11 protein-coding genes are annotated in these 12,584 nt (G+C 44.4%); all 11 read right to left on the reverse strand.

Annotation, left to right across the window (positions count from 1 at the left end):
• Positions 1-30 precede the first annotated feature (30 nt).
• Entirely contained in the window at positions 31-990 is a 960-nt protein-coding gene (locus AC58VC_RS20680; protein WP_497370813.1) for a 2-keto-3-deoxygluconate permease, read from the reverse strand.
• 122 nt (positions 991-1,112) lie between these two features.
• On the reverse strand, positions 1,113-2,954 hold the full coding sequence (locus AC58VC_RS20685; RefSeq protein ID WP_497370815.1) for a sigma-54-dependent Fis family transcriptional regulator: 1,842 nt from the start codon (positions 2,952-2,954) through the stop codon (positions 1,113-1,115).
• Positions 2,955-3,177: 223 nt separating this feature from the next.
• On the reverse strand, positions 3,178-4,329 hold the full coding sequence (locus tag AC58VC_RS20690) for an efflux RND transporter periplasmic adaptor subunit (protein WP_497370817.1): 1,152 nt from the start codon (positions 4,327-4,329) through the stop codon (positions 3,178-3,180).
• A 51-nt stretch (positions 4,330-4,380) separates the two neighbouring features.
• Positions 4,381-5,208, reverse strand: coding sequence for a carbohydrate ABC transporter permease (locus tag AC58VC_RS20695; RefSeq protein WP_497371358.1), 828 nt, complete (start codon positions 5,206-5,208; stop codon positions 4,381-4,383).
• Between the two features lie 60 nt (positions 5,209-5,268).
• On the reverse strand, positions 5,269-6,150 hold the full coding sequence (locus AC58VC_RS20700) for a carbohydrate ABC transporter permease (protein WP_497370819.1): 882 nt from the start codon (positions 6,148-6,150) through the stop codon (positions 5,269-5,271).
• Positions 6,143-7,561 carry an ABC transporter substrate-binding protein gene (locus AC58VC_RS20705; protein WP_497370821.1) on the reverse strand — a complete coding sequence of 473 codons (1,419 nt, stop codon included), beginning with the start codon at positions 7,559-7,561 and terminating at the stop codon, positions 6,143-6,145. The genes AC58VC_RS20700 and AC58VC_RS20705 overlap by 8 nt, the downstream gene beginning before the upstream one ends.
• A gap of 150 nt (positions 7,562-7,711) precedes the next feature.
• The gene (locus tag AC58VC_RS20710; protein WP_497370823.1) at positions 7,712-8,893 is read right to left on the reverse strand and encodes a hypothetical protein; all 1,182 of its coding nucleotides are present in this window, start codon (positions 8,891-8,893) and stop codon (positions 7,712-7,714) included.
• Positions 8,890-9,819, reverse strand: a complete 930-nt coding sequence (locus AC58VC_RS20715; RefSeq protein WP_497371360.1) for a sensor histidine kinase — start codon at positions 9,817-9,819, stop codon at positions 8,890-8,892. Before AC58VC_RS20715 ends, AC58VC_RS20710 begins: the two co-directional genes overlap by 4 nt.
• Before the next feature lie 529 nt (positions 9,820-10,348).
• Positions 10,349-11,050, reverse strand: a complete 702-nt coding sequence (locus AC58VC_RS20720) for a response regulator (protein ID WP_497370825.1) — start codon at positions 11,048-11,050, stop codon at positions 10,349-10,351.
• A gap of 157 nt (positions 11,051-11,207) precedes the next feature.
• Positions 11,208-12,326, reverse strand: coding sequence for a GerAB/ArcD/ProY family transporter (locus AC58VC_RS20725; RefSeq protein WP_497370827.1), 1,119 nt, complete (start codon positions 12,324-12,326; stop codon positions 11,208-11,210).
• 37 nt (positions 12,327-12,363) lie between these two features.
• On the reverse strand, positions 12,364-12,573 hold the full coding sequence (locus AC58VC_RS20730) for a hypothetical protein (RefSeq protein ID WP_497370829.1): 210 nt from the start codon (positions 12,571-12,573) through the stop codon (positions 12,364-12,366).
• Positions 12,574-12,584 lie beyond the last annotated feature (11 nt).

Here is a 12,584-nt window from a genome sequence, read left to right on the forward strand (position 1 = left end):
GCAGTTCCTCCCATGCAAATCTATAACGATTTAGTTGATTTGACTCTTAGCTCCAATTTTTTTGGCATACCACGCTGTAACGATTGGAACAAGGATGGCTGTGACAATCACGCAAGATGCTACCAATGCTGTTGCAGATGGCACGAGCGGAGCATAAGCAGCATTTGCCGCGGCTACTGCTGCCGGCACCCCCGCCGCATTGCCTGCTGTCGAAGCCGCGGATATACCTGCAATACCGTTTCCGCCAATCAATCGGTCGATAAGCGTCAAAGTAAGACCCGTAACAGCCACGACTCCAATACCCAGCAATACGCCAAGGAAACCTGCTTTCCAAACCGTCTGGAGATTCAAACCTGCTCCTAAAGCAAAAGCAAAGAACGGCACTAAGACAGGAACAGCTTTGGATAAAAACTCACGCATGTCTTTATCTAAATTTCCTAAGATCATACCCACGATTAGTGGCAAGATCGCGCCAACAAATGTCTGCCAAGGGAAAGCAGCTAAGCCAGCGATTCCTAATGAAATCATGGTAAAGAATGGCCCGGATTCCAAGCTCATAACCGAGTAAGCGCCAACATCTTCTTTCTTGCCGAATTGTCCCATTAGAGCCATGTACAAGCCACCATTTGTATCGTTCATAGCCGCTACAATGGCCAAAACCGAAATGCCGGCAAAAAAGCCCTCGCTAATCATGCCACTGCCTAGAAACTTAGCGGCTATAAATCCTACGATGATTGCGGTTAATATTTTAGTGCCTAGCAAAGTACCGCCCTTTTTCAAAATGTACGGAGTCGCTTTAAAATTGATCGTAGAACCCATACAGACGTAGAATACAGCCAAAATTGGCAAAGATCCTGTCATTAATGCGCCTGTGAAAGATCCAAATGTTTTACCCATTGAAGGGAATAATGTTGTAATAATAGCCCCCAAAATTAGCGGAACAATCATCATTCCTCCGGGAATACGATCAATTGTTGCTTTAATTCTCATGATGTACTTCCTCCTAAGAAGTTTTATTGAGCATAGAGTTGCATAATGCAACACATGTTTTTGTTATTGCCCATGTGATGATTATATGACAGCTGTCCCGCTAGAACAACGGGGGTAATCGTTTAAAATTGCAACACGTCTTTCAATTTTCTCCAAAGGGTGGATCGATTAATTCCTAATCGTTTCGCAGCTTTTGATTGATTCATTCCTTCTTTTTCTAATATTTCCAAAAGAATTCGCTGTTCAATCTCATCCCATGTGCCTGATAAATTGATGGTTGCCAGCTGGCTCGATGCTTCATTTTGCAACGATTCCTTTACTTTCTGCCATCCCTCTTTGGCTTCACTCGGGCCGATATAATGACCGTTCGTGCAGGAAAGCATGCTCTCAAGAACGATCCTTAATTGGTGAATGTTTCCTGGCCATAACTTGTGCATGAGATCATCTTCAAGAACCTCTTGCCTGATACCAACAATTTGTTTACCATGGCGGGAGTTATAATTCGCAATTAAAACACGGGCGATTTCATCGATATCTTCCAATCTTTCGCGTAATGGCGGCAGGTTCATGTACATATCCATAAAGGCGAGGACAAAGGACGGCTCCATTTCTTCTTTTTTTAGCATCAACTTGATCGGGTGCGAAGTTGTTACAATGAGACGGGCGTGCGTACCCGTTGTCATCGTAGAAAGCAGCTTGCGCTGCAGCTGTGGACTAACATGCTGGATGTTATCTAGACAAATCGTTCCGACAGATTCTTTGAAAAGTAATCCCGGATAATCTTCCGTTCCAAGCAAAACCGCTTCCTGTTCCTCTTCCGATAATTGTTCGCAAGGAATGATGTAGAGAGCGTCCCCTGCACGCTTACTTGCGGAATGGATGGCTTGACAGAATAGCTGCTTTCCGCTGCCCTCTTCTCCTGTTATCCAAATGGGATTACGTGTTTGCGCCATCGCTTTAGCCCTCTTAATTGCTTGCATAATGACACTGCTGGAGCCCATAACCTGGGCAAACGTAGCAATCCGGTCGGTTATTTGGAAATTGTAAGTAGCAGGACTGTTACTAGTATTTTCTGTAGGATATAAATAAACGAAGTAACTGTAGCTTGGTCGACTTTGCTTGGAAGGCACAATGATTTCAATGCTTACCTGCCTTCTTTGAAACCACTTTGTTTGTTTATTTACGCCGCCAGTTGTACGCTTGCCAGCCTCCTCCAAATAGCGGCTCCATATCGGGTCAATGCCTGCTAGATTCATCCCTCGAATGACGGAGCTGTTATAACCTAATAATGACGCAGCCGCTTCATTGGCATATAGGATTCCACCACTCTCGTTGACAGCCATTACCCCTGTCCGGTGATGTTCAAGGATATGCTCAAATAAATGTTCGCTTTCCTGGGCTTTCCAGACGAACTCATAGATTCTTTTCACCTCTTCAAGCGCTTCAAGCACAGACTCCCGTCCGCTAGTTATCAAAATGCCATTATAGCCCATTTGTTCGGCCGTATTCACGGTGACGACATCTCCAAGAACGATTTGGGCATCATGCTCAAAAGCTTGTTCTAATGCTTGAGGAACGTCAGCTGCCCGATCCACCGAGTAGATGGGAATTTCATAATCAAGCAGGCTGGAGACCTCCGCGACACCGCGGCAAATATTAGGAAAACCAATAATGGCTACCTTGCTATTCGAATTTTTCACCAATGTGAGCACCCTCAAAATGTCATATCCGGATACAGGAATATCGACCACAGGTGTTGTTACATGGTTTTTTATTAATGTCGATGTTCCCCCACGGCTCAAGATGACATCATATTTCCCCTTGGCCGCTTGAACGATTGGAAGAGCATTATGTAGATCCGCAACTTCAATGTCGATCTTTATCCGTGCATCATCTTTGGCTATACTCTCGATTAAACCCTTTAACCCGGGGTATGGGGCGATTGCCAATACTTTTATTTGCATGCGTGACGAGACCCCTTTACTGAAAATCAATGATTTGAGTGTTGCACATTATAACAAATATGTATCATTATAAGCTTTTTGGTTTTATTATAGCCAATTCCTTTCATGATTACTTGATTATGCAACATTAAAATGAAAAAGCTAGCTGCACAAGATCATGGATCTTGTGCAACTAGCTTTTTGTTTACATAATATTAGTTATGTAATATTATTCAATATCCAACTACTCGACAACTCGTACGCGGCTACCATCCAAGAGCGGTTCGCTGCTCTCAATAATAACCACCTCTTGGGGAAACAGTCCTTCGATGGCGGCAGCTTGCTCGTTCGATTCAACAACTTTCACGTTTCTTCGTACGGCATGGAAGGCATTGCCAAGCGGTCCTTGCTTTTCTTCTACCGCGTACACGAATGTACCAGTTGCATCACTCCGTACAGCCGTCTTCGAAACAACCATCGCGCCGGCTTTTCCTTTTTTGGTAATGTTCACTTCAGCCCTTTCATTTCCTACAAGAGATGCATCTTGGAACAGTACCGTCAACTGGGTTGTTTCCACAGAGTTCTCCGTTTGTCCGCCAGCAGTCTCCATTAATGCGGCATTTACGATCTCCGCACCCTCCAAGTTAGTTACTTTACCTGACATAGACCGGATATCTTGACCATGGAGTTGAACCTCGATTGCCTCGCCTAAAGTAAGACTCTCGGCAATCGAGGCAGGAATGAGCAAGTTAATTTTGTAACCTTGCTGTGTATTCAAGAGCAAGATATCAGGTGCGCTTGCGACTCCCGCCATGCCTTCTTTTGCGTTTATCTCCGCAACCTTCCCGTCAAAAGGAGCAAGCAGTGATTGATTAGCCGCCAGTTTAGCGTTCATATCACTGATTCTCTGCTGCTGCGCGCTGATATCAAGCTTGGCACTTTCCACCGCGGCTTTGGCAGCGAGGATGTTTCCTTGATCTTCGTTATGCTCCGCCTGCACATAGTCGTACTCCAGCTTTTCCATGGACAACATCAGTTTGTTCAGTGTTGTTTGCTCTGTTTGCAGCTGATCGTGGGCTTCCTCATTGTTGTACTGTACAAGCACCTGACCCTTATGAACAACTTCATCTTTTTGCACCAGCACCTTGGTCACTTGCCAGCCAAACTGTCCCGAAACCTCTCTTACTTCCACTGGCTTCAGAAAAGCACTGCCTTTAAATGTCTGATCTAATTGTCCAGGCCCAACACTTTGTGTCGACACCTTCGGAAGTGTCATGCCATAGAGCGTGTTGCTCAACAACGTTGATAGCACGAACACAGCCATCATCAGCACGGTTGCAAAGTGCAGCCAGCGTTTCCCGGTTTTGCCTCTGCCATTATTCGTTTCTAAATCCAAAACGATTCCTCCTGATCTTACATTTGCTCACAATCGACCGGGTGTTGCCCCCTATCCTTTTATCCCTGATAACTGAATTCCTTCTACGAAATAGTTTTGAGCATAAAGAAATAGAATCACCATAGGACTCATATAGAGCACGGATGCTGCGAAAACAACCCCTCTAGCCTCCTGGCTGATCTGTGCCAAATAAAGCGATAGCGGCTGATTAACTGCATCCTGCAGAAAGATGAGCGGCTGCTCGACCATATTCCAGTAGTCAACAAATAACAGAACGATTAATGCCGCTAGACCTGGTCTAACAAGTGGGAGAATAATCCGACCAAAGATGGTGAAATGCCCGGCTCCGTCCATTTTGGCTGCTTCCGTCAATACGGCTGGAATATGAAGCATAAACTGACGCAGCATGAAGACACCGAAGGCTGCGAAGATGCCTGGCAGCACAATAGCCGAGTTCGTGTTCAACAGTCCGAGCTTTTCCAAAATAATATAGTTCGGAACTAACGTCACTTGAAATGGCATTAGCATCGTCAATAGATAGCATAGAAACCATTTGTCTCTGCCCGGGAAGCGAAGCTTGGCAAAAGCATAGGCTCCTAATGAAGCTACAATAACTTGCCCCAAGATGATGGGAACGACTAGCCCTACTGAGTTCCAGAACATATGCAGAAACTTCGGATTTCGCACTAAGACTTCCGCATATTGACTGAAACTAAGCCAATCCGGTATCCACTTCAGATTAACGAATGCATCCTTATCCCCCGTTGACGCATCAGGCATTTTCCCGATCCAATCATAATTAAGTCCTATCTCACGTTCCGTCATCAGGGAATTCGTAAAGGTTAACACAATGGGAACCAAGGAGATTCCTGCTGCCATCGTTAACAAGAGAGTTGCTATAACCTTGGTCAGCCGTTTCACAATTGATTTCACTTCCTTTTATTCCATAAAAGATTGAAAACGCTTCTCGATAGCTAGCAGTACGAACACCAGGATCAGGATGCACCCAACCATAAGGGTGGCCCCTGCCGTAAGCTTCTGAATGTCCAGCGAAAAGAACATATTGTTCATATAGTGCTGCAGCATATAGATGCGGTCATAGGGGTAATCGCCTGCGAGTAAGTACGTCTCCCTGAACACTTTAAACGAGTTAATAATCGAGATCAGCACGACAAAAATCATCGTTGGCGTCAAATAGACCAGCGTGATATGAACGAACTGACGCAGCTTGCTCGCCCCATCGATCCTGGCGGATTCATAATAGGAGATGGGAATCGCCTGAAGTCCGGCCAGGAATAAGATCATGTCGTACCCGATATTTTTCCAAATATATAAAACCACCAATACCCCTAACGAGCCATCAGACTGCATCCAATCGATCCTTCCCCAGTTATGGCTATGCAGCCATGCATTTAAAGCGCCATTCCAGTCAATGAAAATTTGCCATATCATAATGATGGAAGCGACCGGCACGACAAGCGGCAATACGAATGACGTCTGCAGCCAATCACGAATAACGAGCTGCCGATTCAACAGGATAGCCAGAATCAAGGATAATAGGATCAGAAGCGGCACACTTATACTCGTAAAAAGCAATGTATTCATAGAAGCTTTGTGAAACGACTTGCTGCTGAGCAGTGCCGTATAGTTATCGAAACCGACAAACGATCCCCCAATCGTAGCATCTGTAAAAGAGTAAACAATCCCCATTCCAAACGGGATGATATAGAACAGAATGAAGCCAGCTGTGCTAGGCGCCAAGAAGATCCATGGCACGATACTTTCTTTCCCAAGCCAAGAGCGAAGTTGGAATTTATTCATTCAAGTAAGTCATCACCTTGTTTTGGATAAGCTTCGCCACGTCACTCGCGGGTTTCTGACCACTGAAGTAGGCCTCGCTCTCCTTTTGAACGATTTCTTCGATCTTGGTTGGCTGGAAGGCAACGGGATGAATGGCGCCCGATAAATAGCCATTCAGCAATTGAATCTGGGCGGGATCGACGGGAATCGATTGGCCGTGCAGTGGACCTTCTTCATAGGTTTTGACGGTTCCGCTGGCTAAGAGCTGTTGAACTTGTTTTTCATACACTTTCTTGTTGACAGGGAAACCGGCTCGTTCTGGCGCAGGCTGGACATTTTCAGACATCAAGTACTGAAGAAACTCCCAAGCCTCTTGTTTAACCGCTGATTTATCATTGATTCCGATGACCTTGTACGGGTAAAAGTATCCTCCAGCTGTTGTTCCTTCTGCTCTTGGTTTGGCATACAACCTCGCATCGTTGCCAGACTCCTTCATCGTAACGAGATAATCCCAGGCAGAATTCACATTCCGAGGGCTGAAATAAGAACTGCCGCGAGTGCTGGCGAATACGCCTTCATCGTACATCATTTTGACCTGTCCCATCATATCTGTAAAAGCAGCCGAGTCGAAGCTTGCTGTCCTGGTAGACTCATTAACCAGATGCGAATAATTTTCTTTTACCATTTCAGCCAGCAGCATTTGCATCATTTCTTTCCCCTGTGAGGGCGCTGCTCCTGCTGCTCCGCTTGTTGACGCTTTACTGGGTCCTTTCTGACTTAGCTGCTTGAGCGTATCGGCATACTTTTCCCAAGTCCAGTTCTTATCGTCGATCGGGACACCGGTTTGTTTAATTCCTTTTTCATCGCCAATTAATACGTTTAGGAAAAAGGATAAAGGTAATCCGAAAAGACCTCCACTCGTTTGAGAGCTCTCCAGTATATTGTTGTAATAGTCACCCTTTAGAAAACCAGGGTCTTTTTTCAACATCCCGCTTAGATCGGCAAGTAAATGTTGACCGACATATTTCTCACTTGGCAGCATATCTAAAGCGAGCATATCAGGACCTTTCCCTGATAACATGGCTGTATTCGTCGCTGTTACATATTTCTCTAGTTCGGCTTCCAAATGCGCATCATCCGTCACCACATCTTGCAGCTCAATTGTAATATTCGGATGGGCTGCTTCATAACTCATCTTCGCCTTCTTAAGTCCTTCATCCGGCCAAAAAGTGGAGAAAACAATCGTTGCTTTGCCACCTTTTGAAGGATTAGCCGCGTTCGTCCCAGTTTGTTGTGGAGCGGTTGACTCTCCTGCTTTCCCTGTGTCCGTGCTGAGATTGCTCGTGCTCGTGCTTGGGTTCGAGCTGCATGCCGACATTCCCAGCATGAGAACGCTTAAGCCAAGCCCCAACCAATAGTTGGATTTCTTCAATTTTATCCCCATCCTTGTCCTAAGAATATTTGATTTGTTACCTATAAGATCAATGTAAACCAAGGATGTTGCGATCACTTAACCAACTTGTCAACGAAATGTCAACGAGATGTCAATAAAAAAAGAACCGAAAGGTGGCCCTTCGATTCTTTATTTAAATTCAATCACTAAGTGTTGATTCACATTAGACCCTACTTCAACTACTTGAGCCGAAGATGAGCGCGGTGCTGGTTCAGGCACAGGGGCGGGAGCGGGAGCACTTCGAGGCTTATCCCACTCATAAGACTTCCATCCACTTAGGAGAAGCCTTTGATTATCCGTGCTCCATGCCATAAACGAGGGTACAACACCTTTGAAGAGTTGAGTTTTATTAAGTACATTGTTTCCATATAACGAAGCCGCATAGACTGTGTCCTTATCCTGTGAGAAGGCAATCGATTTGCGATCCGTAGATAAACGGAACATACTTACCCCTTCTACTAGGACGGAAAGGGCAGCATTGCGTCGGTCATAGGCATATAAGGTACCCTCTTGTCCGATAAACGCGATTTGATCGTTGTGGATCCACTCGACTTGGCTGTCATTAGCAGCGAGATGTTCGTATTGGCGAGTTATTTCGCTGCCGCTGTATGTGTCGATTTCTACATAGGATTGTTTCCGACTTGAACGGACGATCGCAATACTTTGGGCATCGTCAGCTAGTTGAATGGAACTGATGATATCCGCTTGGTTCCATCCACCATACGAATAGCTATTCATACTATGCTCCATCATGTCATATATACCAATCATTGCCCCTACATTCTCGGGCTTAATCGTCATATAAACGAGGTAACGACCGTTGTTCGACCATCCAAATTTCAAAGATCGAACCTGTTCTAATGCAATAGGCTCGATAACCGATTCTTTCTGATCCACCATAGTAATGAGCTTCAATTCAAACGTTCCATTCGTCTGTTTGGCGTAAGCAATCGACTGGCCATTAGGTGAGACAGACATGAAAGTAGACTTGGCTTCGATGCTGAGCAATTTTAGATGCTCTTCGTAAGGAGCATCAACACGATCTAGACTTGGTAGTTTCTCATTTCCCTCAAATAAGGTCAGAAGAGATGTGGGATTGACCCAACCTAACGGTGTTCCCTGCGTACTTGATTTGCTAAGTATGCGATAGATCGTCTTGACATCATACACGCCGTGTTCCCCTTTTAGCGTTGAGGTGTCCCCGGTATCTGGGATGATAATGGTTTCCGATCGTGTCCTCATCGAGCAGCCTGCCAATAAAACTGTTACAAGATAGAGAATCGTAATCACGACAAGCAGTCGTCTACTCATTCCTCGTCACTCTCCAATCTTTTGTATGGCATTTCGATAGAGACAGTAGTTTGCTCCAAGTAACTTGTTAGGCTTATACGGCCTTGATGCTCTTCAACAATACCTTTGCTAATGCTAAGTCCTAGGCCTGCACTATCAGCCTCATGCTTAGTGGAATCAGCTCGATAGAAAGGCTCAAAAATCCGGCTGAGATGCTCCGGACTCATCGTGGGACCTTTGTTTGTGAACGTCAAGCGTACAACATTGGAAGCAAGTTCTGCTTTTGCTTCAATGTCGCTATGGGAATAGCCATATTTGATGGCGTTATCCAGGAGATTAATGAAAAGCTGCCTCAGTTTATCCGCCTGTCCATTTACGAATAAACCTTCTTCCGTAGAGCATCGAATCGATTTCTTATATCGTTTGGCCTTAATCGTCATTGTTTCACTAACATCTCTTAGCAGATAGCCTACATCCACGACAGTTACTCGATCCGCCAATTGTGATTCCTTCGACTGTTCGAGCAGCTTTAAGACCATATCATGCAACCTTTTGCTCTCGTCAATAATATGGGTAATCCCCTTATCAAACATCACTTGATCTTGGATTCCGTTCTCACGAATAATGGTGGCATACCCCATGATGGTTGTAAGCGGTGTCTTCAGCTCATGGGTCACATTATCGAAAAAAAGCTTTCGCGCTTGATTCAGCTCTTCTAATTGATCCCGATCTTGCTCGATTGTGGTGATTTGATTCTGGATGCGTTCAATCATGTTATTGAAATTGGCAGCAAGCTTGCCGATCTCGTCTTTACGCCTAAACGTAAGTCGAGTGTCTAGCTTGCCCTTCATGACTTCAGTAGAGGCAACTGACAATTTCACTAATGGCACAGTAATATGCCGGGATAATAAGTAAGTGAACAGGAAAGCTGCCGCAAAAACAGCCATGGCAGTCACGAAGATTGTTCGCCTTATTTGTGTGCTCTGCTCATAGAGCAAAGTGAAATCCTTGGCAAACCGAATAATCCCGACCTTCGTTCCATCCACGATGACTGGGAATGCGAACAAAACCGATGCTGTGCTATTCTCATAAGTGATTCGATACGCGGTCTTGCCGAGCAAGGCTTGTCTCAAATCATCGCCATCCGTCGTGAACAAAGAGGTGTCCGTCGCGTACAGCTTTTCCCCAGTTACAGAATACATAGCTATGCTTGTGGACGTGTCATGCAGCAAATCTTTCGCCATCTCCTCAGCGATTTGTCCGAAATACAGTTCATCATTGGCAAAATGATGGATCATGAAGGACTGCCGCACATAGGCATTGCTGTTATTTTTCAGTGCAATTAACGAATCAGTCATCATCTTTTGGTTACCGGATTCTATATTTCTTGCTACCATCTGATTTAAAATCAAAAAGAAAATAAGAAAAATGAGAAAGAACCCAATGAGCAGCTTCCCTCTAATGGTGTTCAACATGTTACAAGTCCACTTGTTTTTCAAATTTGTAGCCTATGCTAAACACGGTAGTAATCAGGTCGCCTAGTAACAGCTTTTTGCGCAATCGTTGAATGTGAGTATCCACGGTTCTTGTATCTCCAGCGAAATCGTACCCCCAGACCTGATCAAGCAGTTCTGTCCTGGTGAAGATTTTCCCCTTGGATTGATAGAGCGTCATCAGAAGATCATATTCTTTGGGGGTCAAATCAACGAGTTCATTGTTTCTGCGAATCAAACGCTCACTTGTATAAATAGTAATTTCTCTTATTTGGATGATAGCTTCTTCTTGTGGTTCGCTCGTGGTCCGATTCGCTTGAGCAAACCGCCGCAATATCGTTCTTATTCTGGCGACTACTTCCCGAAGATCAAAGGGCTTCGTTATATAATCATCGGCTCCAAATTCCAAACCAAGAATTTTATCTGTAATATCCGATTTAGCTGTCAGCATAACAATTGGAATGTTATATAAGGCGGTAACTTTTTTGCAAATATCCAGACCATTCCCGTCCGGAAGCATCCAGTCCAGCAATAATAAGTCTGGTTGAAACAATGCTAGCCGTCTCAAGCCTTCGGCACTTGTGGATGCCTTTTGGATGTTATACCCTTCCTTTTGCAAGCCATATTCCAGAAGATCAGCAATCGCTGCTTCATCCTCAATCAGTAATATTTTGGTCTTCTCCATCCGTCCTCCGCATTCATTATGCCATGGACACCCGCACAAACCTTTGATTATTTCTTACATCAAGGACAGGGATGCTCGGTGAAATTATACCTCTCTAGAGTAACGTGCATGTTACCAACTTGTAAACTTTTTGTGTCTAAGTAAGCCACATGCTATTTCATTTGGATGACGAGAGAGCTGGGTTTCTTTTATCAGCAAGTACAAGCAATACAAACAATAACAAAGGTACAACGACACAAAAACTTAAATCAAACCAGACATAATATTCCTTCATAAGATCAATGTAAACGATGATATTAGGCGTGCCTACAACGGTACCTACCAGAAGTATCATCCCTATTGGGATTGTCAGCATATGATTTTCTTTCAGTTTTAGCAAGTCTGAGATGCCAGTTGTTAACGAGAAAAAAAGCAGCAGCGTTTTATAAAAAACCGTTGTGATCCATAAAAAAGCGAGAATCACCTCTAGGCGCTCCAAAAAATGACCGATTGTTATTTTCTGCGCCAATACGAAAGTCGGATAATATTTGGTTTCCATTAGATTCGTCCCGAGAACGAGAACGCAGAGCAGCACAATGAGAAACATGATGACTCCACCAAAAGCAATGCCCGTCAGAATCGATTTTGTCAATTTAGTGTTTCCAGTAACATGCGATACCATCATGAGTAAGATGACCATTTCCGTAAATCCGAACGTAAATGCTGGCATCGCACCTTGCCATATTGGACCCATGCCTCTGGAAGCAATCGGCCTTAAGTTGGAGAAATCGACTTGAGGCATCAAGAAGATGATGAGAAAGAGAAATAACAGCATAAACACTGGAAATAACAGTTCGCTCATGCGTGCGAAGGCTTCAATACCATACCTGTAAGCGATAATAATTACCGTAAGAAATACAATAATGATGGCGTTAACAGGCGTTTCCGGCATCATTTGGGTCGTCATAAATTGACTCATCTCACTTAAAAGCGAGAGGATGCATATAAAAAATTCGAATAGGAACAACAAGCAGAAGCAGCCTCCTATGAAGCGACCAAGCTTCTGACGTGTGAAAATGATTAGGCTTACTCGTTGTTGCTTGTTTGCAATAGATGCGAATAGCCACCCTGCGATGAATCCAAGGAACGTGGCTACAATCATAGATAGCCAAGAATCCTGCTTCGTTGAGGAGGCAATGACTGTCGGTAAAATTAAGATGGAATCACCAATGATTCCCAGAATGATCAAGATTGTAAATTGACGCAGGGATATCTTGCCATTGTGATAACCGTTCATTTGCCCCCTCCTTTCTGTTTCTAACACTGGTTAATTGCTAGTCCAACCATTTAAACAACAATTTTAGAATGGTAAAAGGATTCGGAAGGTTTACTTTTAACGTTAGTGCTCCATAGAGAGCAGTTGCCAATAACAGGAGAACTATGAAAACAACGAGCTCGCGTTTGTGTTTACGCCGGATTAGTCCAGGAGCTTCCAGCCAGAATGTTCCTGCCGCTAACGCTAGTACAGCAAAAAAAGAGGACATGCTTGAATCGC

The sequence above is a fragment of the Paenibacillus sp. J22R67 genome (assembly GCF_059692175.1).